Here is a 22592-nt window from a genome sequence, read left to right as displayed (position 1 = left end):
AGCCGGCTCAAAGCACCGGTCGCGCATTATCCGCGCAGAAACGCACCATCTCATTGAAACTCGCTGTCTGCTTTCTGACGTCGGGCAGCATGCGCAGCAGCAACTCGGCGGTCGCAAACATGTCAGCGCTGGCCTGATGACGCTCAAAGCATTCCAGTCCGAACTCACGCAACCGATCGTCCAGTGACACCGACACCGTATCGCGCCGGATCCAGGACGCCATCGCCGCGACATCCACCCAGGTATTGCGCATCGCAGGCAAATCCTGGGACTTGAACGCCCTGGCAATCATGGCCCGATCGAAGGGCGCGTGAAACGCAAACACTGGCGCATCCCCCATCCAGACCGCGAACCGGCCCAGCGATTCGACGGGATCCTGTCCCGTACGCTGGGCATCTACACCAATGTGATGAATCAGAATGTTGTCCTTGCGACGAGTGGGTCTGGCCTGATGGAGAATGACCTCAAAGCGGTCAGCCAGCACAATCCTTGCTCGCCGAAACCCGGGCTCACTAACCACCGCAACCGCCGCAATCGAGATGAGATGATCCTTCCACAGACTCAAGCCCGATGTTTCAGTATCCAGCACAATCCACCGTAGCGGCGCCGGGACAGGCTGCGCGCTGACCTTTCGACCATGAAGCACTTCCAGCAACTTATCGAACATAATCCAGACTCAGTCTCTGTTGCATGCTTCGCGTCACGTTCAGACTCGCTTTGAGAATGACCTTGTCGACTTTGGTGAGCGTGCCGACATCCAGCGCATTGCGATTCCCGCCAGGCGGACTGGCCTGCAGCTGCGCCCGCAGTCGCAATGTCTGCAGAAACTCCAGACTACCGACCCAGTCAGCCAGTTTCTGGTCATCGTAGCCAAGCGCGCGCGCAACAGCCTCGAGTCGCAATGCCGTATTCCGTACTTCAATGTGGTGCGCCAGAGCATATATCCGCGCAAAATCCACAATCAGTGCAATACCGTTCTTCTTGAGGTCGATCACCTCGCGCCCATCGACTTTCTCTGTGTCGAGACCCCCGAACAGGGTAAGCGGGACTTTCCAGTTCATAGCGTTGACGGCCATCTGGCTGATGAACCGCGACGTCGCACTCGCTTCACGCAGAAAGTCCGCCAGGGGAGTGACAAGCGCCTGATTTCCGTAGAGGGCCCGGAAATCAAAGAAAATGCTTGACTGCAGCAACGCCTGCGCAGAGCCGGTATCGATCCATCTGTCTGCCTGCTGCACCCAGTCGCTCTGTGTGCGGCAATACGCTGGATTGCTGGCCATGACGTTACCTTTGCACAGCGGAAATCCGCAGGAAGCGAGGGCCTCGTTCACCGCCCTGGCAAATTTGAGATAGTTCTCCTTTCGGGCATCATCGACACCATCAACGAGCACCAGTGCATTGTCCTGATCGGTTGCAACCGTCTGCTCTTCGCGCCCTTCGGATCCCAGGGCTAGCCAGCAATAGTCCTTGCTGTTGACGTCATGATGATGTGCAACCAGCTCAATGATCCGCTGCGTTAGCAGGTCGTTGAGATAGCTCACCAGACTGGTAAATCGACGCCCGGTGACACCCTGCCCCAACAGGCTGCGAGAATAAGCCTCGATATGCATGGCAACGTTGCGCAAGTCCGGCATGTCATGCGCGGCTTTGATGGCAGCACTGATGTTACCCACCGAGAAACGCTGAAGCGTAAACAGATCCCGCTCAGACACCAGTCCAGCCACCTTGCCGTGATCCGTCACCGGAATGTGGCGGATGCCAGCGTGCACCATCAGTTGCGCAGCCTCCTCGACCGAACTTTGCGCGTCCAGTGTTTTTGGGTCCGGTGTCATCACTGCGTGCATCGGCGTGTCTAGCGGCGTCTGAGGCAAGACTACCCGCTTGAGCAGATCGTGACGGGTCAGGATGCCTCGCAAACGATCATCCTGATCAACGATCAGAATCGACCCGACACCGAGCTCGTCCATTTGTCTGAGCGCCTCGCCGAGCGCAGTGTCAGGTGACACCGTGAAGGGTTTGCGTTGCACCAGATTGCCAATCTGCTTCTGGTGCATTTGCGCTTCGGCTGCACGTGCCGCGAAATGCTGCTGCAGGTCCTTGTGGGACTGCTCCAGAATGGCGCGAAAGTGGTTTTGCAGAAAAGACATGAACGAGGGTGACCGTATGCCGAACTCATGCAGACGGTCCGCCGGGAACTGCAGGCAGAAACAATCGCCCAGCGCACGATAAGTCGTACTGACCGCGCGCCGGGTCAGCACTGCGCCCACCGAGAACATGTCGCCCGCCTCGAGTTCAAAGTGAACCACCTCCCCACTCTGCCCGACCCGTTCGCCCGCAACAATGCCCTGTCGAATCAGAAAAAGAAAGCGTGGCACACCCGAGTCCGGATCCAGAATCACCTCGTCTGGCTCGTAGTAGTACTCCTCGGACAAATCCAGGAACTGCTGCACATCGGCTACGGGCATCTCTGAGAAGGGCAGCACTGTCATCAGCTGCCGGGCCAGCCCGGTCACCAGACTGTCCGATACAACACGGCCCGACTCCTGAAAATCATCCTGACCCCGATTCTCCGGCGTGCCTTGTTCAGTCATTTTTATCTCCAGGACGTATTTTAATTTTTACCCAGATAATAACCGTAAGTTTCAAGAAAGATAATATCTTTTAATTTGTAAGATTCATGAAAGAAATTGTAAGCAACAGGTCAGAAAACACCTTCAAATCAGTAAGTTCCAAGTCAGAAACAATAAAAAGTTGATCAATCTAGTTATTACCCTAATACGATTCGAAATTGATTCTGATTAAATAACTTTCGTAGTTGAAAACCAACCTGGTTACATATTAAAAATGATGAGGAGGCTGTATGTCAGACCAACATGACTCGCATGCCTATTGGCGGGCAACCCTGGGTCTGCTGACCAAGGTGCTGATCATCTGGGCCGTGGTGTCCTACGGTGCAGGGATCCTGTTCGCTGATTGGCTTAACACAATCCATCTTGGCGGATATCCGCTCGGGTTCTGGTTCGCCCAGCAAGGCTCCATCTACGTGTTCATCGCACTGATCTTCTGGTATCGCAAGAAGATGGGTGAGATCGACCGTCGCTTTAACGTTCACGAAGAATAAGGGGCACGGAATGGAACTTCAAACAACCATCTACCTTGTCGTGGGTGCCACCTTCGCGCTGTATATCGGAATCGCGATCTGGGCACGTGCCGGATCAACTAGCGAGTTTTATGTGGCGGGCAGCGGAGTATCTCCCGTGATGAACGGCATGGCAACGGCTGCCGACTGGATGTCAGCGGCCTCGTTCATTTCCATGGCTGGTCTGATTGCCTACATGGGATACGGCGGCAGCCTGTTTCTGATGGGCTGGACCGGCGGCTATGTGTTGCTGGCGTGTCTGCTTGCCCCGTACCTCAGAAAGTTCGGCAAGTTCACCGTACCGCAGTTCATTGGCGATCGCTACTATTCCAAGAGTGCATCCACCATCGCCGTGATCTGCCTGCTGGTCGCGTCTATCACCTACATCATCGGACAGATGACAGGTGTAGGCGTGGCATTCTCGCGGTTTCTGGGCGTCAGCAACGACACCGGGATCTACGTTGGTATGGCGATCGTGTTCGCCTACGCAGTATTCGGTGGCATGAAAGGCATCACCTACACGCAGGTCGCTCAGTACATCGTGCTGATCCTCGCCTACATCGTGCCGGCCGTCTTCATCTCGCTGGCTTTGACAGGCAATGCCATTCCACAGCTGGGTCTGGGCTCGGACATGCGCGGCACGGACACGACCCTGTTGAACAAGCTCAACGAAGTGGTGACCGAACTCGGATTTTCCGAGTACACCACCTCGTTGCCGGGCAGCAAGCTCAACATGTTCATGTACACGCTCTCCCTGATGATCGGTACGGCGGGTCTGCCACATGTGATCGTGCGTTTTTTCACCGTCAAAACCGTCGCTGACGCGCGAACGTCTGCTGGCTGGTCGCTGGTGTTCATTGCACTGCTGTACACCACGGCACCCGCTGTGGGCGCCATGGCTCGCATGAACCTGCACGCCACGATCACCCCGTCGGTCATGACCACCGGCAACGTGTTCCAGGAAGATGGCTCGCTTGTTTATGCCGATCGTCCCGACTGGATGAAACGCTGGGAAACCACCGGGCTGCTCAAGTGGGAAGACAAGAACGGTGACGGCCGCATCCAGTACTACAACGACAAGTCAGGTGACAAGGAATTCCTGCAAAACGCCGACGCAGCCGGCTGGAAAGGTAACGAGCTATCCGTGAACCAGGACATCATCGTGATGGCCAACCCGGAGATTGCCTTGCTGCCAAACTGGGTGATTGCACTGGTTGCTGCAGGGGGTCTGGCGGCTGCGCTGTCAACTGCAGCGGGTCTGCTGATGGCAATTTCCTCAGCCATCTCGCACGATCTGGTCAAGAACGTCTTCGTACCAGACATCAGTGAGAAGGGGGAACTGCTAACCGGCAAGATCGCGATGGCACTGTCCATTGTGCTGGCAGGTTATCTGGGGCTCAATCCACCCGGATTCGCTGCGGGAACAGTGGCGCTCGCGTTCGGTATTGCGGCATCGTCACTATTCCCGGCCATCATGATGGGCATCTTCTCCAAGAAGATGAACCGTGAAGGCGCGATGGCGGGTATGGTTTCGGGTCTGTTGATCACGCTCTTCTACGTGTTCGCACACAAGGGCATCTTCTTCATCCCGGGCACCGCGTACGTCAACCTGATCGGTGGACCAAACAGCTTCTTCGGCATCACCCCGGAGGCCTTTGGTGCGGTCGGTGCAATGGTCAACTTTGCTGTCGCATTTCTGGTTGATCGTGTGACCAAGGCGCCACCAGAGCACATCCAGGCCATGGTCGAAAGTGTGCGGATTCCACGCGGATCCAAGGCTGTATCAGGTGGTCATCACTAAGCAGCAAACTCAGTGATCGCTAAACGTATGATCACTGAGCGTAGCAACCAAGTAGTCACAGTGGATCATCAGGCTTGTCGCCTGGTGATCCCAAAGAAAAGCCGGACCTGCGTCGGCTCTCGCGGGCGCAGGATACCGACAAAGCTTCAGTCAACAGTACGGTCAGCCGGGCAAATATCCGTCCGCTGACGCAATTTTTCTGATCGACCTACTTCACAACCTCGCGCACCCTGGCGTAAGCTCGTTCAGGAGCGTTCATTCATAAGGAGCCGGTTACATGGTGTTCGATACAAGTGTTGCCCTGACCTGGATCCTCTTCATTGCGATGTTTCCCATTTCGTTCATCTGGCTTCGCAGAGCCTGGCGAATATTTGTCAACAAGGATTACAGTGAGGTCGCGATCTCGCGCGGCATCACGCCCCCCAATGCAGCCCGCTACGCGCCGTTTACTGGTGCACTGAATTTCGTGGCTGGGCTGATCATGGTCTATACGATTGGTTCAATCATCATTGGCGGGATGGCCTATGAAACCTGGTCGGCGATGGCCGGCTCCACCATCTGGATGAAGATTATTCTGGATTTCGTCATCGGCCGTCAGGCCAGGCTGAGCGCAGAATTCGCCAGCAAGGCAAAGGCGAAAGAACAAGCCAAAGCTCAGACCAGTGCCCAGGCGCAGACCTGAGACGGCGCAACTCCCTATGCATCCATGGCTGCTGCTGGTTCTGGCAATTATCGGGGAGGTGGTTGCCACCACTGCCCTGAAGCTCTCCGATGGTTTTACGCGTCCCTTACCCTCCTTCACGGTGGTTGCCGGATACGGCATCGCCTTTTATTTTTTATCGCTAACCATGCGACAACTACCCATGGGGCTGATCTATGCGGTATGGTCAGGTGCTGGCATCGTGCTGATCACGATGATTGGCCGGATTTTCTTTTCTCAGGCTTTGCAACCTGCAACCTTGATCGGTATTGCACTGATCGTCGCAGGCATCGTGATCCTGAATCTGGGCACTCACGGGCAGAGCCACTGACACATCCAAACCCAAAAAGACCATTGAGAGCCACCCACCATGCAGCAAGACGTCTACTGGATCGTGAGATTTCAGCAACGGATCCTGATCGACACGTTCAATCCTGAAGGACCGAGTTTTCTGAATCACACTGCGTTCTTGCAGTACGAACACACACCGCCCATCATGGTGGGCCACTGGAACGGGGTCCCTTGCTACGCTACCGATCTCTCGGAGTTACCCGAAGGGTTTCCAGTTGAAGCGGTACACCTGCGTCAGCTTTTTTCTGTTGCGGGACCGGAGGCGTTTGCACTGGCTGGACGCGCCACCCAGTTGATCGACTGGCAGTCCACACACCAGTTCTGTGGGCGATGCGGTTCACCCACCCAGTTGATGCATCACGAGTACGTCATGCACTGCAATGCATGCGGACTGAACTCCTATCCCAGAATCTCTCCCGCCGTCATGGTGCTTGTGCGCCGAGGGTTTCAGCTATTGCTCGCGCGCAGTCCGCATTTCAGACCAGGTGTATTCAGTGCATTGGCCGGGTTCGTGGAGGCTGGCGAGACACTTGAAGAATGCGCACGCCGCGAAGTCATGGAAGAAGTCGGCATTGAAATCGGCCACATGCGTTATTTCGAAAGCCAGTCCTGGCCGTTTCCAAACTCACTCATGATCGCCTTTGTGGCCGAATACGCGGGCGGTGAGATCACCCCGGATCCATCAGAGATCGAGGCAGCGGACTGGTTCGACATCGACAACCTGCCCAGACTACCAGACCAGGTCAGTATCGCGCGCAGGTTGATCGATTCGGCGGTCCGGGAGCTGTTGCCTTGAATATCCCGACCCATCCGGCACCTCCAGCCTGGCAGCCCTGTCCGTCAGCTCGGCTCGCTCAGGTCTGCATCCGCGTCTGGACGTGCTGAGCGATCATGTGCTCCTCGTTGGTCGGGATTCGCAGGCACAACACCCTAGAACGCGGACTTGAGATGATGGTCTGACTCTCCCTGTTGGCGCGATCGTCGAGTTCGACCCCCAGCCATCCGAGGCCTGCCAGAATGCGTTCACGCACCATGACCGAGTTCTCGCCGATACCGCCTGTGAAGACAATCGCATCCAGACCTTCGATTGCTGCGGCCAGCGCACCCAGTTCACGTTTGGCCCGGTAAACGAAGTATTCGATGGCATCACGGGCAGACTGCTCATCAGACGCTTCGAGCGTGCGCATGTCATTCGAGATGCCGGATATGCCTTTTAGGCCGGAGTCCTTGTAAAGCATGTTTGAAATGGCATTGACATCCATTTTCCTCGTCTGCATCAAGTAAAGCATTACGCCCGGATCAAGCTGACCGCACCTTGATCCCATGGGTAATCCATCCAGGGCGGAAAACCCCATCGTTGATGCAGCCGAATGACCATTGACCATGGCGCACATCGATGCACCATTGCCCAGATGTGCAATCACGACACGCCCCGAAGCGTGTAGCGGAAAATCCCTCTCAAGGTGATGGGCAATGTACTCGTAAGACAGCCCATGAAAACCGTAGCGTCGCACACCTTCATCGTACAGATCCCGTGGCAACGCAAAACAATCCTTGACAAACGGCTGATGGCTGTGAAATGCCGTATCAAAACACGCGATCTGGGCAACACCGTGAAACACGGACTGTGCCGCACGGATGCCCGCCAGATTGTGAGGTTGATGCAAGGGAGCCAGGGGCTCGAGCGTTGCGAGCTTGCTCATAATTGCTTCATCCACAACGACTGGCCTGTCGTAGGAGAGTCCGCCGTGAACAACCCGATGCCCGACTGCCAGGATCTGCAAGCCATCCAGACGCGCAACCAGCCAGTCGATCAGAAATGCAAGCGCGCCGGCGTGGGTGTCGGGTGCTTTGCCCGAATCCCACTCATGACGAATCGTTCCATCGTCAGCACTCTTTGCAACCAGCACAGTACTGGCTCCGATCGCATCCAGTTCCCCGCCCAGCAGGCGATTCAGAGAAGGTGCATCAAATACCGCAAACTTGATCGACGAAGACCCGACATTGAGTGTCAGATAACCTTTGGACTGACTGGGCATGGGCAAACCTTCCTGAGTTCTGAGGACCTGTCATGGTAACCGCAAGCCATGACAGTGCACAGTCTGCCTGCATCCCGTGCGCATCAGCCTTGAATCGCCTCATGACCTGTCTCAACCCAGAACCCGGCCTGACACACAAGCCACGACTCACGTGGCCACCTGATCAAGCCTGTCCTCCCCGTACCTTTGTTAAAAAGGCCCGCCTCGATCATGAAGCGGGCCATTCATACTAGCCAGGGCCTGAAGGAGGTTGCATTGTTCAGGCAAGCTCACCCAGGCAACACGAATCAGGCCGCCTGATTCAGACACTCACCCAGTGCGTTGACCATCTGGTCGATCTGCTCGGGCGTGCTGATGAATGGCGGCGCAAGCTGGATGGTGTCACCACCGTAGCGGACATAGAAGCCCTTATCGAACATGGCCATCGCCACTTCATAGGGACGCAGGGTGGGATCCTGGTTCCTGGGAGCGATCGTCAGTCCCGCCGCCAGACCGATGTTGCGAATATCGGTCACATTGGCTGCACCACGAAGGCTGTGCACTTTCTCTTCAAATACGGGAGCAAGTGCCCTGACCTGGGCCATGGCATCCGTACTCTCCAGTAAATCGAGACTTGCCAGACCCGCAGCGCAGGCAACCGGGTGTGCCGAATAGGTATACCCATGCGGGAACTCCAGCATGTGTTCGGCGCCACCGTTTTGCATGAAGGTGTCGTATATCTCGCGCCTGGCTACAACGGCGCCAAGTGGCTGCACACCGTTTGTCACCTGTTTGGCAATATTGATGATGTCCGGTGTCACGCCGAAATGACTTGAACCAGTCCAGTCACCGGTACGTCCGAATCCCGTAATGACCTCATCAAAAATCAGCAGAATGTTGTGCTGGGTACAAATCTCGCGCAGACGCTGCAGATAGCCCACCGGCGGCACGATCACACCAGCCGAGCCGCTAAAGGGCTCCACGATGACTGCAGCAATGGTCGAAGCGTCATGCAGGGCGATCAGCTGCAGCAGCTCGTCAGCCAGTGCAGCACCGTACTCTGGCATGCCCTTGAAAAAACTGCCCGCCGGAGGCTGGGTGTGTGGAATATGATCGGCTTCGATCGCCTGACCGAACATCTTGCGGTTGCCCACGATACCACCGACAGAGATCCCGCCAAAGTTCACACCGTGATAACCGCGCATCCGGCCAATCAGGCGGGTCTTGCTGGCCTGACCCTTCAGGCGCCAGTAAGCACGGGCCATTTTGAGAGAGGTATCAGCGGCCTCCGATCCCGATCCGGTAAAGAACACCCGGTCCAGCCCTTCAGGCATTTTCTGTGCAATGCGCTCGGCCAGCTGAAATGACAAGGGATGGCCAAACTGGAAGGCAGGCGAGTAGTCGAGCGTCGCGACCTGTTTCTGCACCGCCTGGACAATTTCATCTCGTCCATGGCCCAGACCCGTGCACCATAACCCCGACAGGCCATCAAAGATGTCACGGCCATCGGCATCACGGTAGTAGCATCCCTTGGCGCTCACGATCATGCGAGGGTTCGCCTTGAACTGTCGGTTCCCTGTATAGGGCATCCAGTGGGCGTCCAGAGACAGGTCGCTGATGGAATCAGTCGCAATAAGCTGGTCGGTGGTTGGAATCATGTTCATCGTTGTTCTCCGGTCAAGCGGGTTCGCAATTCTGTTGTCAATTCAACTGGCCAGCATCTGGCCAGGCTCGGTGAAAGTCATGTTCAAGGATTCGGCGACCGCCCTGTGGGTAATCTGCCCGTTACACACGTTCAGTCCTGCCAGCAGGTGCGGATCATGTCGCATAGCTTGTTGCCAGCCGTGATCGGCCAGAGAAATCGCGTAGGGCAAGGTGGCATTGTTCAGTGCAAGGGTTGAGGTTCGTGCAACCGCACCAGGCATGTTGGCCACACAGTAGTGAATAACCCCATCGACCACGTAGGTTGGCTCATCATGAGTCGTCGGATGCGAGGTCTCAAAGCAGCCACCCTGGTCAATGGCCACGTCAACGACAACGCTACCCGCGCGCATGCTGCGAATCATGTCGTGAGTCACCAGTTTCGGTGCTGCGGAGCCTGGCAACAGAACAGACCCGATCACCACGTCAGCGTTTGCAACCGACTCAGCCACGCTTTCGCGGGTGGACATCAGTGTCTGGATCCGGTTCCCGAATACCATGTCCAGTGCACGCAGCCGATCAATCTGACGATCCAGCACAGTGACCCGCGCACCCATGCCGACTGCGACCTGCACAGCCTGGCTGCCAACCATGCCGGCTCCCAGCACCACTACATGGGCAGGGGTACTCCCGGCACCCCTCCCAGCAGAACGCCCAGACCACCTCGTGACTTCTCAAGATGGGTTGCGGCCGCCTGGATTGACATGCGTCCGGCCACCTCGCTCATGGGTGCCAACAAGGGCAATCCACCGCTTGCAGATGTGATGGTTTCATAGGCGATACCCACAACGCCGGCTTCGAGCAGCCGCGTCGTGAGCGCAGCATCAGCGGCCAGATGCAGGTAAGTCAGCAGAATCTGGTCTGCACGCAGCAAGCTGCACTCCGGCTCCAGCGGCTCCTTGACCTTGACGATCATGTCAGCCTGCTCAAAGATGGCCTGGACCTGGATCTCCAGTCGTGCGCCGGCGGCCAGATATTGCTCATCGAGCATGCCGATGGCCTGTCCGGCCCCGGACTGCACAATTACCTCGTGTCCGCGCGCGCAAAGCTCATGCACGCTCGCGGGACTGAGTCCAACGCGATACTCGTGGTTCTTGATTTCCCGAGGCACGCCGATACGCATAGATTCTCCCTTGTCGCGTGTACAGAACACCTTTGCGGTCGGTACAACGCTTTATGGTTCCACAAACCAGCCAGTAGTAATATGAACAAATATCCCTGTTTACTTGGCACATCATGCAACTAAAGAACCGGGCTTTGCTGGGCCAGCTCAGCGACATGGATCTGCGACTCCTGCACGTCTTCAAGTCGGTTGTAGACTGCGGGGGATTCTCCGCGGCAGAGCTCGAGCTGAACATCGATGTATCCACAATCAGCCGCCATATCCGGGGCCTGGAAACCCGTCTCGGTCTGACCCTCTGTCAGCGTGGGCGCGCCGGTTTCATGCTCACCAGCGAAGGCAAGCTGGTCCATGAGCAAACGATCAAGCTGCTCAATGCCGTCGGGGGCTTTCGGGCTGCGATCGATGATATTCACCAACGCATGGGGGAGAACTCAACATCGCCCTGTTCGAGAAAACAGCCAGCAACCCGGCATCACGTATCCACCAGGCGCTTGCCCTGTTCTCGGAGCAGGCGCCCGAGGTTCATCTGAACCTGAGTGTGCGCCCGATCAACGAGATCGAGCGAGGCCTCATGAACGATCAGTACCATCTGGGCATCATTCCCGCGCATCGATCCTCGCAGAGCCTGCACTACGACTACCTGTTTGACGAACAGATGCACCTTTACTGCGCCCGCAACCATCCATTGTTCAATCATGAGGATCAGAGTCTGGACTGGCCCAACATCCGCCAGCATGCACTCGCCGGACTCGGATATCACTCGCCTAACATGCAGATGAGCCATCGCTCAAATCTGCCCAGACAGGCCAGCGCGTCCGATCAGGAGGGCGTGGCATTGCTGGTACTGTCCGGACGTTTTCTGGGGTTTCTGCCGACCCATTACGCGCGCCCGTTTGAACAAGAGGGTCTGATTCGCGCAATCAACCCGGCCAGATTTTTCTATCAGGTCCAGTTTTTCAGCATCATCAGAAAATCCCCGATCGCTGCCCGCTCAACCCAGCTGTTCCAGCAATGCCTGATTCAGGCACACAAGTCCTGATCAGCCCGAACGATCAATCTGGACGACCTAGGATATACCCGAATTCGGGCAATCGGCGTGTGTTCAAGCTAAGCAAATTTCTGTATAACAACTTCGATTGATGCGTGAACGGATGCACCACAGCAGATTCTCGAAATCGTTGTGACTCGCATCCGGGCCTGCTCCTCACTGACTGTTCACTCGCTGGTCAGGTCGGTGGCACGCTATTTGCTTGATTTTTCTGAGGAGATGTGAAGAGGTCAGTCATGCCACATCGCCGTGCGCTCAGTGGCCCCCATACACCGCTGCGGCCCGGCGCGATGCGACTGAACCGGATCAGCGACTGAACGGGCAAACATGGTCAGATTCAACCAACCGGCCAGCGGACCCGGCCGGGTAACCAAACCAATTGCAAATCGGGATGCAAGTGTCTGAAACAAACACCATCGAACCATACCTGAAGTTTGACCAGGTCAAGAAGACTTATGACCAGAAAACGCTTGTCGTCAAGGACTTCAGTCTGGACGTCGCCAAGGGCGAATTCATCACGTTGCTCGGCCCTTCCGGATCAGGCAAGAGCACGGTCCTGATGATGCTGGCCGGATTTGAGGACGTCACCAGCGGTGATATCTCGATCGCTGGAACGAGCATCACCCGCACCGCCCCCTACCACCGCAACATCGGCATGGTGTTTCAGAACTACGCCTTGTTTCCGCACATGACCATCGCGGAGAATCTGGCTTACCCGCTGTCTTTGCGCAAGTACAGCAAAGATGCCATGAGAACACGGGTTCGGGAATACCTGGAACTGATCGAGATGGGAAGTTTTGGAGGGCGATATCCCGCTCAGCTCTCGGGGGCCAGCGGCAGCGGGTCGCGCTCGCCCGGGCACTCATCTTCGAGCCATCACTGGTCCTGATGGATGAGCCACTGGGTGCACTCGACAAGAAGTTGCGCGAGCAGATGCAGTACGAAATCACCCGTTTGCACAAGTCGATCGGATTCACCGTGATCTACGTGACCCATGACCAGACCGAAGCCCTGTCGATGTCAGACCGGATTGCCGTGTTCAACGGCGGGATGGTGCAGCAATGCGCCAAGCCTGCCGAACTGTACGAGAGACCTCGCAACGCTTTCGTTGCTGACTTCATCGGTGAAAACAACTTCATCGAAGGCGAGGTTGTTTCGAGTGACGAGTCCCTGGTGACAGTCAGGCTGCCTGGCGGCGAAACGGCCCGGGCCAATGCCGCAGATGGCGTGCAGAACGTCAAACGGGCAAGGATTTCCATCCGGCCGGAGAAGTTCTTCTTTCTGCCAACGGATCACCCGTACGACAACGAAGTCACGGCCGAGTTTGTCACTCGTCACTACGTCGGTGACTTCATCCGCTACTACTTCCGGCTACCGGACGAATCCGAGATCAACGTCAAGATCCTTAACGACAGCGCGGCACCGGATTTCTCCGACGGACACAAGGCCAGACTGGTTTGGCAGACAAAAGACTGCTTTGCCTACCCGCTGGCCTCCGAGTAAGCGGGCAGCACTGGCTGCTCATCCGTTTGACTTCAAGGAAACAGGGAGGTGATGGCAAGATCAGAAATTCAAGAATACCGGCTGGCATGCATGCGCCTGAACCACTCGCAACACATTTCGACACAGGCAGATCGTTCCCGCCAGCCATAGCACTTCATCGTGCGCGTATTTGGCGAGACCCTTGTCGGGATGCGTACGTTTGACCGGACGTCTGAAGTTCGCCCATGCCTGTCATGCGCGGTCTACAGACGCAGTGAATCAACCCCAGTTACAGGAGAAGGTGCCGACGTTCGAAACTCCCGGGTAATCCATCAGGCAGGCACGCCTGCCCATCCTTTCCCGACGACAGATCGAATCAGGTAACCCAACACATGATGAAACCAATCGCAAAAATCCTGACAGGCACGGCCCTGTCGCTATCGCTGGCTGCTGCTGCCAGCTCACAGGTTCTGACCTTCGTATCCTTTGGAGGTTCCTACGGTGCCGCGCAAGAGCAGCACATGGTCAGCACCTTCGTAGAACAAACCGGAAAGCAGGTTCTTGTTGAAGACTACTCTGGCGGTGTCGCCGAGATGAAAGCCCAGGTCGAATCAGGCAATATCCAGTGGGACGTCGTCGACATCGAAGTGATCGACCTTGAGCGTGCGTGTTCAGAAGGACTGCTTGAAGAGATTCCTCGCGACATTCTGCCTCCCGGGGTCGATGGCACACCAGCCATCAAGGACTTCGTGCCGGCTGCTCTGGCCAGCGAATGCGGCGTCGGCGTGATTGTGTGGACCGTGATCTACGCCTACAATAACGACACCATCGGCGCCAACAAGCCAACGACCGTGGCCGACCTGTTTGACACCAAGAACTTCCCCGGCAAGCGTGCACTGCGCAAGCGTCCCCAGGTCAACCTCGAATGGGCCCTCATTGCCGACGGCGTCAGCCCCGACAAGGTCTATGAAGTCCTTGCCACGGATGACGGCCAGAAGCGTGCATTTGCCAAACTTGACACGATCAAGGACGACATCGTGTGGTTTGACAGCTGGTCTCAAGCTCCTCAACTGCTCAACGATGGCGGTGCAGCCTTCGTGCAGTCGGCCAACGGCCGGATCTTCGCTGCGATCAACGAAGAAAAGCGCCCGTTTACCATTGTCTGGGACAGTCATCTGTATGACCTGGACGTGATGTCGATCGTCAGGGGTTCCAAGAACAAAGAGCTTGGACTGGAGTTCATCGCACATGCCACCGGGTCGGTTCCACTGGCCGGCATGGCTGATGTTGCGTACGGCCCGACCCGCAAATCGTCCATGCAGTTTGTCGACAAGGCAGTCACCCCCCATCTGCCCACTTCGCATATGGAGAAAGGCGTCAAAGCCGACGGTGTGTTCTGGGCTGACTACGGTGAAACACTCGGCGAGAAGTTTAACGAGTGGCTGTTGAAATAACACGTCTACTGACTGGTTCAATCCAGTTGACCGGAAACGCTGGACAATCAGCCCTGCGTTTCCGGTCCCGGCAGCCAGTCTCCACCTGATGGAATAATGTGATGAGCGCTCAATCGAGTCTTTCCCCCCAGGATCGGCGCGCAGCACTTCGTGCACTGCGCCAGCGCAAGCTGGTCGCATTTCTTTTTGTTGCACCCTTGCTGGTGTTTCTGTTCCTCTCGTTCGTAGCGCCAATCGCCTCGATGCTGTTTCGTAGCGTGTACGAACCGACCGTGGCTGAACTCATCCCTGAAACACTCGACGCCATGTCAGACTGGGATGGAGAAGAATTGCCAGATGAGCGGATCATGAACCAGTTTGCACTGGAGCTCAAGAAACTCGCCAATGACAGAACGTCAGGCAGGCTTGCAGGCGAAGTCAATCGCAGCCTGCCCGGCACGAGTAGTGTGATCCAGTCCACTGCCCGAAGGCTACGCGCAGTCGACGACGCAGAGCTTTCGCAAAGCGGGGCCGAGCTGCTCATGAAAGCCAACAAGCGCTGGGGTGACGTCGAAATCTGGCGCACCATAGAAAGTACCGGACAACCTTACAGTTTCACCAACTATCTAACCGCCCTGGATCTCGAGCAAGCCAGAGACGGTTCCATCCAGGCACGCGACGGGCCCAAGATTTACGTCGACCTCTACACAAAGACACTGAGAATCGCACTGACCATCACCCTGCTAACGTTGCTGCTGGGGTACCCGCTGTCCTACTTTCTGGCGAGTCTGCGCGACAGTACGGCCAACCTGCTGCTGGTGTTTGTACTGCTTCCTTTCTGGACCTCATTGCTGGTTCGAACCACGTCCTGGATCGCCATGCTGCAGTCCGGAGGGGTCGTCAACAGCATCCTGATCGGGTTGGGGGTGATCAATGAACCACTGGAGTTGCTATACACCGAGTTTGCGACCGTCATCGCGATGACTCATATTCTGTTGCCATTCATGATCCTGCCACTCTACAGCGTCATGAAAGGGATCGACCCGAGCTTCATGCGAGCAGCCATGTCCATGGGTGCCAAGCCCTGGGCAGCCTTTCTCAGGATCTACCTGCCCATGAGTCTGCCAGGACTGTCAGCCGGCGCCTTGCTGGTGTTCATCATTTCGGTCGGCTACTACATCACTCCGGCTCTCGTGGGGGGCACCGACGGCCAGATGATCTCGAATCTGATCGCATTTCACATGCAGCAATCCAATAACTGGGGGCTGGCGGCTGCACTCGGTTCCATTCTGCTGGCAGTCATTCTCCTGCTGTACTGGACCTACGACCGGTTCGTCGGCACCAAGAGCCTGTCGTTTGGTTGAGGTCACCCCATGAAAAGCAAACTACCCGCGTATTACACCGTCTGGCACTACCTTAATCACTACGGATTGAGACTGACCGCACTACTGGTGCTGATGTTTCTGATGTTACCGATTCTGGTGATCATTCCGCTGTCGTTTAACGCAGAGCCGTTTTTTTCGTTCTCGTCCGGCATGCTGGCACTGGACCCGCAAGCTTATTCAATCCGTTGGTACCAGGAGATTTTCACGGACTTGCGCTGGACGCTTGCGATCCAGAACAGCTTCATGATCGGAATCGCCGCAGCACTGCTCGCAACAGTGCTGGGAACTGTTGCTGCAGTCGGACTGGCCTCAGACGTCATGCCGTGCAAGCGACTGATCACGGCCTTGCTGATCTCACCCATGATCGTGCCGCTGATCATCGTTGCCGCCGGGATGTTCTTCTTCTACACACGCTTCAATCTGGTGGCAACCTACACCGGCCTGATCATTGCCCACGCGGCGCTGGGGGTTCCGTTTGTCATCATCACAGTCACGGCCACATTAAGCGGCTTTGACCGGTCCCTGTATAACGCCGCTGTCGGCATGGGTGCTTCACCCGTGCGCGCGTTCTGGCAAATCGTCGTCCCGCTGATCCGGCCAGGTGTCATTTCGGGTGGGCTATTCGCATTCGTCACATCGTTTGACGAGGTCGTGGTAGTGCTGTTCCTGGCGGGTCCGCTGCAAAGAACCATTCCACGCCAGATGTTCTCCGGTCTGCGCGAACAGATCAATCCCAGCATTCTGGCCGTAGCGACCTTGCTGATACTGGTGTCAATTGCCCTGCTTGTCACGGTTGAGTTACTCAGACGGCGCAGTGAACGGATCAGGGGGGAGCAGTTCTAGTCGAATCACTCAAAATCTCGCGCAGCGACGAAATCACATGGCGGGTTGCACGATGGCCCGCATCAATTGTCTCTGCAGCCCGGTGAAACTCCATCAGGCCGATTTGGCCAAGTCGGGGCTCCACCTTCACGTCAGGCGGATCTCCTGCCATGCGGCTACGCGTGATCCGGACCTGCATGATACTCAGGCTTGAGGCGACCACACCGAACACAGACGGGATGGCTGGACCTTTTTGTCGGAACAGCTGAGAGAACCTGGATGAAATGCGCTGCGAGATATCTTCGTGCCTGTCCGGATCATCAGCCGCAGACTCAGACAATGAAGCGTCATTTTGCTCTGGGCGCAAGTGTCGGCCAAGAATATCCGAACTCAGATCGACCGCGAGCACCACATCAGCGCCCATCGCCCTTGCCAGGGAGACGGGAACCGGATTGACAAGTACCCCGTCGACAAGCGTGCGCCCTTGCAGGATCACTGGTGCCAGCAGGCCGGGCAAGGCAATCGACGCCCGGACCGCCTCCAGGACGTACTCATCTCGCAACCAGACCTCTGAGCCTGTTCGCAGATCAGTTGCCACAGCGCCAAACGGCAGTCCAAGCTCTGCAATAGGCCGGTCAGTAAACCGCTTGTTAAAAAAATTCATCAGCCGGTCGCCCTTGAGCAGCCCCCCGGAAAATCGGACGTCCATCAGACCCACTACGTCCATGAGCCTCAGACTACGCACCCAGGACTCGAACCGGTCCAGCTCTCCGGCAGCCAGTGCAGCACCGACCAGCGCACCGATGGAGGTCCCTGCGACCACATCAGGCTCAAGGCCCGCCTCCTGTAGTGCGCGCAGAACGCCCACATGCGCCCATCCCCTTGCGGCCCCACCGCCCAGGGCCACACCAAACTTCAGCTGACGACCATTCATACATAGCCCCTACTCTGAAATTGATCACACGCACGGTGTCTTGCGTCGTGTCGTCAAGCTGCGACATGTCTGCCACAGCCAGTTGATGTCTGATTGATGTTGCTTGTCAGCCGGTGATGATCTGAACGGACGCACTGAGGCGATAGCCCTCGCCTCGCACCGACTGCAAGGCCAGATCATCTGCACACGCATCCTGGATTTTCTTTCTCAACCGGGTCATGGCGGCTTCAAGCGAGTGCTTCTGGTAGGACTCCGGATCCTTGCCAATCGCCTGAATGATCTGTTCGGTTCTGAGCTGGCGCCCACCCGCACGTGCCAGCGCTGCGAGCACGAGCGCCTCGGTCGTGGTCAGCATGACCTCGCTTTGTGTTCCACACAGCTTGCGACGCTCCAGACGTGGAATACTTTCCCCTGTCGTGGTGCCACCAAGCCTTCTGCGCATAACCCGAGCGCTGCACGTAGTTGCGCAGCACTGGCGGGTTTGTTCAGATAGATGTCGGCCCCATTCTGGTATCCACGCGTCACGTCCTCAGGATAGCCTCGTGCAGTCAGCATGATGATGCCCACCGCAGGCATGCTTTCTCGCAGACGCTTGGCCAGTACCAGCCCGTCCTCTCCAGGCAGATTGAGATCGATCATAAAGAGATCAACGCTCTCCGGTAGCGCCCCATGCATCAGGGTCTCTGCCGAATCAAAATCCATGACTCGATGACCTTCACGCTGAAGGAATTCCACTAGCGCCTCACGATACTCGTCGTGATCCTCAACAACCACAATACTGAACAAACTTTCCACGGCAATCTGCTGACGAATGATGAGCTGATATAACCGGCGATCAGTCCTCGCCAGCACAAACCCGGACCCTGGTATCTGGGCGCTGGCACGCCACAGCCACTGTCCGGAGCACTTCACTTTAACGCATATCCTGCATCTTGGCGCATAGGTAACCGTAGTACCGCAAATAGGTTAGCCGTCAGGCACAATAATCGCAATCTGACTACAAATGACTACTCATACTCAGGAGATCTCAATGGATGTACTTGCAGCAATGGCCGAGCGTCGAAGCGTACGGGGCTTTAAATCCACCCCTGTCCCGAAAGAAACATTGCAGAAGATTCTTGCGCTTGCGGGCCGTAGCGCATCCTTCACGAACACCCAGCCCTGGGAAGTCGCAGTAGTCACTGGCCAGACGCGTGATTTGCTGAGCCAGAAACTGATGGATGCAGCAGTGGGTGGTGTACGGGGCCATTCGGAAGTGCCTTATCCCAAACACTGGCCCGAAGCGGCGGCCGAGCGGTCAAAGACGCACAACATCAACCGGTTTGCGGCACTGGGGATTGCGCGAGACGATACAGAAAAGCGAGAGACGCTACGTCTGCGAAACTTCGAGTTTTTTGGGGCACCCTGTGCGATGTTCATCTTCATGGATCAAGAGTACGGCCCCTGGTCAACCATGGACATCGGCATCTTTTTGCAGTCAATCGCACTGGCAGCGGTGGGCCATGGCCTTGGAACATGCTTTCAGGCATCTCTGTCGAACTACCCGGAGATCGTAAAAGAAGCGCTCGGAGTGCCTGAACACAAGAAACTCCTGGTCGGGCTGTCAATCGGACACCCCGACCCTGACGCCCCTCTGAACGCATACCACAGCTCACGCATGGCGCTCGACGAGTTCACCTCCTGGCATGACTGAAGCGACAGTTCAGTCTACATTATCAAAAAAACACCACGCTACAGCAGCAGATTGACAACACTCTCTGGAGGACGCATGCAGGACAACTTTTCTCAGACTCAGGTGGTGCGCAAACCAGCGGTTCAGTCTCGCCACGGGATCGTGGCCTCCCAGCACATCGCGGCCGCCAATGTCGGTGCCGGGATTCTCGCACAGGGTGGAGACGCCATCGACGCTGCAGTGGCCACATCGATGGCACTGGGCGTGATTGAGCCCTGGATGAGCGGATTGGCGGCCGGCGGCTGCATGATCGTGTGGCGAGCACGGGAGCAAAAGGCCTACGTCGTGAACTTCGGCATGCGTTCACCAGCCGGACTCAATCCGGCAGACTTTCCGCTTAGCGGTCAGGGCGTAGCATCCGATCTGTTTCCCTGGCAACACGTGGTCGATGATCGCAACGTCAAAGGCGCGACAGCAGTTGCCGTACCGGGGCTGGTTGCAGGCATGGAGTTGGCACACAAGACCTTCGGTACCCTGCCCTGGGAGCAACTGGTCATGCCCGCTGCGGACCTTGCCGAGCAAGGCATGCTGACAGATTGGTACAGCGCCCTGCTGACTGGTGCCAATGCCAGAGAGCTCACAGAAGATCCCGACACTGCCGCCTATTTTCTGGAAGACGGAAAGTGGCCGATTCTTGGCGGCTGGACCAGCGTTGAACAGAAGCGCCTGAACCAGAAGACGCTCGCCGAGACCTTGAGAACTCTCGCCAGGCTGGGGCCACGCGCATTTTATGAAGGCAGTATCGGTCAGGCACTGGTTCGCGACATTCAGGCCAAAGGCGGATATCTGAGCATGGACGATCTCCGGTCCTATGAGGCACAGATCGTCGAACCACTGACCTACGAGTACGCGCAGGGAACGGTTTACGCCGGACCTGAACTCACGGGTGGGCCGACCTATTTGCAAGCTTTGAAATGGCTGGTTGAAAACCCACAGTCGACGCCTGGCGTCAACGCCCAGACGTACACCGGATTTGCGCAAGCGCTCGCGAGCGCTTTCGAACACCGGCTCAATGCCATGGGAGATCACGAATCACCGAAGGCACCCGGTAGCACCACGCATTTCAGCGTGGTAGATCGCGAGGGCAATATGTGTGCCGTCACCCAGACGCTGCTATCGATCTTCGGATCCCGCGTCACCTCCGCGAGCACCGGACTACTGCTGAACAACGGCATCATGTGGTTTGATCCGGAACCTGGCAAGCCGAACTCGCTCGCACCCGGCAAGCGCTGCCTGACAAACTACTGCCCGGTCATCGGACAGTCAGCCAATGGCCTCTCATTTGCGATCGGCGCATCAGGGGGACGCAAGATCCTCGGGTCGGTGCTGCAGCTGAGCCGCTTCATGATGGAGCATGGTCTGAGTCTGGAGGCTGCATTTGAACAACCGAGAATCGATGTCAGTGGCACCGCAAAAATTGTTGCCGACCCCAAACTTGGGAACGAGATACTGAGCGCCCTCGAGACAGTCCTGCCCGTGAGCACGGCAAGGCGCAACATCTACCCTTACGCGTATGCCTGCCCGGCCGGAGTCGCCAGACAAGGGGAACTGAATTTCGGGTGTACCGAAACGTTCACGCCATGGGGTGATGCGGTGGCGGCAGACAATTTGCAGTGACGCCGTAAAAAATCGCTCCGAAATCTACAGTCACCTCGGCTGGAGTTGCCAAACGGCCATTGAAAACGGGGAGATCAGAATCACGCTGATCTCCCCGTTTTCTCTGTCATACCATCAACGGAACATCAAGTGTCCGAAGCAGGACGTGAATCAGCTGGTGGTACGAATGGCTCTGGTACATCCTTAGGCAACTGCTCGACGTAGACCTGCTGACTTGGCAGCGCGAACTTCGCACCAGCTCCCTCGACGATCTCCTTGACTTTGTAAGCCAGTCGCTCCTTGTGCTCCAGCCACTCTCCCCAGACCGTGGTCGTGGTGAACGTGTAGAGCATGATGTCGATCGAAGACGAATTGAAAGAATCAATTCTCACAAACAACGAGGCGCTTGGAGGTTGCACAAATGAGCCTTCTGTTTGCAGATAGTTTTCGATCTGTTCACGGATGATACGCAGCTGATCAATCGTCGTACGATACTCGAGCGCAATCTTCCAGGAAATACGACGATACGTCATCCTGGAGAAATTGGTCACTGCCGCGTCAGACAACTTCATGTTCGGAACAGAAACCGGTGCGGCATCAAAACGCCTGATTTGCGTTGATCGAAACCCGATATGTTCGACCGTCCCTTCCACAACGCCTTCGACCAGAATCCAGTCACCCTTTCTGTACTGCTTCTCGATGAGAATGCACAGACCGCCGATCAGGTTTCGAAACAGTTCCTGCGCACCCAGTGCAACAGCCACACCAAACAGACCAAGACCAGCAAGAATCGGTGCAACCTGGATGCCCCAGAGCTGAAGGATCGTTGCCGCCGCGATAAACAAGACTGCCCAGCGAATCCCTTTAATCAGCCAGTCGATCATCTCGCGAGTGAGCACCCGGTCAAGTTTCTCGAGCATTGTGCTCAACGGAACGACCAGACTATAGAGCGACCAGAAAATCGCGATTGAAATCAGTGTGCGTACGACCCGGTCGCCAAGCTCGCTCAGATCCCCTCTCAACCCGACGTACTGGAGCGCAAAAAAGACACCGAACGTGACAAAAGCCAGCTGCAAGGGTCCGGAAAGCGCATTGGTCAGAATCTCATAAGTGCGGCTACCGCGACTGCGCTTCTCGAACCAGCGGCCCATCAAGGAAAAAACAAATCGCCTGAAAAAACCTTTCAGTGCGTAAAACACCAGAAAGATGCCGAGTGCAACCAATGCATCGCTGATTGAATAGCCGAGTACACCGCTATTCCATACATCCAGGACGATTCTCCAAAACTCTGCGAACTGCGTGCTCAGATTCTCCATGCGTGAGAAAG

The 22592-nt window shown here is 56.5% G+C and carries 19 protein-coding genes and 3 pseudogenes; 13 read left to right on the top strand and 9 right to left on the bottom strand.

Going from position 1 to position 22592, the window contains the following annotated elements:
* Positions 1-7 precede the first annotated feature (7 nt).
* A complete protein-coding gene (locus DBV39_RS18640; protein ID WP_108622882.1) occupies positions 8-667 on the bottom strand; it encodes a 3'-5' exonuclease in 660 nt (219 codons plus the stop codon).
* Positions 657-2591: a DUF294 nucleotidyltransferase-like domain-containing protein gene (locus tag DBV39_RS18635; RefSeq protein WP_108622881.1), complete on the bottom strand. Its 1935-nt coding sequence runs from the start codon at positions 2589-2591 to the stop codon at positions 657-659. Before DBV39_RS18635 ends, DBV39_RS18640 begins: the two co-directional genes overlap by 11 nt.
* 269 nt (positions 2592-2860) lie before the next feature.
* Between DBV39_RS18635 and DBV39_RS18630 the strand changes: the two genes are divergently transcribed.
* From DBV39_RS18630 to nudC, 5 genes are all read left to right on the top strand, one after another.
* Positions 2861-3121 carry a DUF4212 domain-containing protein gene (locus tag DBV39_RS18630; RefSeq protein ID WP_108622880.1) on the top strand — a complete coding sequence of 87 codons (261 nt, stop codon included), beginning with the start codon at positions 2861-2863 and terminating at the stop codon, positions 3119-3121.
* 10 nt (positions 3122-3131) lie between these two features.
* A complete protein-coding gene (locus DBV39_RS18625) occupies positions 3132-4940 on the top strand; it encodes a sodium:solute symporter family protein (protein ID WP_108622879.1) in 1809 nt (602 codons plus the stop codon).
* A gap of 277 nt (positions 4941-5217) precedes the next feature.
* Positions 5218-5622 carry a hypothetical protein gene (locus DBV39_RS18620; RefSeq protein ID WP_227870718.1) on the top strand — a complete coding sequence of 135 codons (405 nt, stop codon included), beginning with the start codon at positions 5218-5220 and terminating at the stop codon, positions 5620-5622.
* Positions 5623-5638: 16 nt separating this feature from the next.
* Entirely contained in the window at positions 5639-5971 is a 333-nt protein-coding gene (locus DBV39_RS18615) for a DMT family transporter (protein ID WP_108622878.1), read from the top strand.
* 39 nt (positions 5972-6010) lie between these two features.
* On the top strand, positions 6011-6787 hold the full coding sequence (nudC, locus tag DBV39_RS18610) for an NAD(+) diphosphatase (protein ID WP_108622877.1): 777 nt from the start codon (positions 6011-6013) through the stop codon (positions 6785-6787).
* A gap of 58 nt (positions 6788-6845) precedes the next feature.
* Here nudC and DBV39_RS18605 read toward each other — a convergent pair whose 3' ends face one another.
* From DBV39_RS18605 to ald, 3 genes and pseudogenes are all read right to left on the bottom strand, one after another.
* Positions 6846-8030, bottom strand: coding sequence for an acetate/propionate family kinase (locus DBV39_RS18605; RefSeq protein WP_108622876.1), 1185 nt, complete (start codon positions 8028-8030; stop codon positions 6846-6848).
* 287 nt (positions 8031-8317) lie between these two features.
* On the bottom strand, positions 8318-9667 hold the full coding sequence (locus DBV39_RS18600) for an aspartate aminotransferase family protein (RefSeq protein WP_407669297.1): 1350 nt from the start codon (positions 9665-9667) through the stop codon (positions 8318-8320).
* A gap of 48 nt (positions 9668-9715) precedes the next feature.
* A pseudogene (ald, locus tag DBV39_RS18595) lies at positions 9716-10833 on the bottom strand (alanine dehydrogenase).
* A 113-nt stretch (positions 10834-10946) separates the two neighbouring features.
* Here ald and DBV39_RS18590 point away from each other — a divergent pair.
* The 6 genes and pseudogenes from DBV39_RS18590 (at position 10947) to DBV39_RS18570 (ending at position 17024) form a co-directional block, all read left to right on the top strand.
* A pseudogene (locus DBV39_RS18590) lies at positions 10947-11872 on the top strand (LysR family transcriptional regulator).
* Between the two features lie 400 nt (positions 11873-12272).
* Positions 12273-12724: pseudogene (locus DBV39_RS20700) on the top strand (ABC transporter ATP-binding protein); the annotation flags it as partial.
* A 45-nt stretch (positions 12725-12769) separates the two neighbouring features.
* Entirely contained in the window at positions 12770-13384 is a 615-nt protein-coding gene (locus tag DBV39_RS20695) for an ABC transporter ATP-binding protein (RefSeq protein ID WP_407669296.1), read from the top strand.
* A gap of 371 nt (positions 13385-13755) precedes the next feature.
* Positions 13756-14817: an ABC transporter substrate-binding protein gene (locus tag DBV39_RS18580; RefSeq protein ID WP_108622874.1), complete on the top strand. Its 1062-nt coding sequence runs from the start codon at positions 13756-13758 to the stop codon at positions 14815-14817.
* Between the two features lie 101 nt (positions 14818-14918).
* Entirely contained in the window at positions 14919-16160 is a 1242-nt protein-coding gene (locus DBV39_RS18575) for an ABC transporter permease (RefSeq protein WP_108622873.1), read from the top strand.
* 9 nt (positions 16161-16169) lie between these two features.
* Positions 16170-17024 (top strand): ABC transporter permease, encoded by an 855-nt coding sequence (locus tag DBV39_RS18570; RefSeq protein WP_108622872.1) that lies wholly within the window; start codon positions 16170-16172, stop codon positions 17022-17024.
* Here the strand turns inward: DBV39_RS18570 and rssA are convergent.
* The 3 genes from rssA to DBV39_RS18555 all read right to left on the bottom strand — a co-directional run bounded on the left by rssA (position 17005) and on the right by DBV39_RS18555 (position 18849).
* Positions 17005-17937, bottom strand: a complete 933-nt coding sequence (rssA, locus tag DBV39_RS18565; RefSeq protein ID WP_108622871.1) for a patatin-like phospholipase RssA — start codon at positions 17935-17937, stop codon at positions 17005-17007. The genes DBV39_RS18570 and rssA overlap by 20 nt on opposite strands.
* Before the next feature lie 106 nt (positions 17938-18043).
* Positions 18044-18292, bottom strand: coding sequence for a helix-turn-helix domain-containing protein (locus DBV39_RS18560; RefSeq protein ID WP_159079037.1), 249 nt, complete (start codon positions 18290-18292; stop codon positions 18044-18046).
* On the bottom strand, positions 18286-18849 hold the full coding sequence (locus DBV39_RS18555; RefSeq protein ID WP_159079036.1) for a response regulator transcription factor: 564 nt from the start codon (positions 18847-18849) through the stop codon (positions 18286-18288). Before DBV39_RS18555 ends, DBV39_RS18560 begins: the two co-directional genes overlap by 7 nt.
* A gap of 118 nt (positions 18850-18967) precedes the next feature.
* Between DBV39_RS18555 and DBV39_RS18550 the strand changes: the two genes are divergently transcribed.
* Together DBV39_RS18550 and DBV39_RS18545 are read left to right on the top strand one after the other, a co-directional pair.
* Positions 18968-19630 carry a nitroreductase gene (locus DBV39_RS18550; protein ID WP_159079035.1) on the top strand — a complete coding sequence of 221 codons (663 nt, stop codon included), beginning with the start codon at positions 18968-18970 and terminating at the stop codon, positions 19628-19630.
* 75 nt (positions 19631-19705) lie between these two features.
* Positions 19706-21286, top strand: coding sequence for a gamma-glutamyltransferase family protein (locus DBV39_RS18545; RefSeq protein ID WP_108622867.1), 1581 nt, complete (start codon positions 19706-19708; stop codon positions 21284-21286).
* Between the two features lie 125 nt (positions 21287-21411).
* On the opposite strand, the gene DBV39_RS18540 is transcribed toward DBV39_RS18545, so the two are convergent.
* Positions 21412-22581, bottom strand: coding sequence for a mechanosensitive ion channel family protein (locus DBV39_RS18540; protein WP_108622866.1), 1170 nt, complete (start codon positions 22579-22581; stop codon positions 21412-21414).
* Positions 22582-22592 lie beyond the last annotated feature (11 nt).

This window comes from Orrella marina, assembly GCF_003058465.1.
Classification (GTDB): Bacteria; Pseudomonadota; Gammaproteobacteria; order Burkholderiales; family Burkholderiaceae_B; genus Algicoccus; species Algicoccus marinus.
The sequence above is the reverse complement of the archived record's forward strand: the minus strand, read 5'-3'. Positions and strand labels throughout refer to the sequence as shown.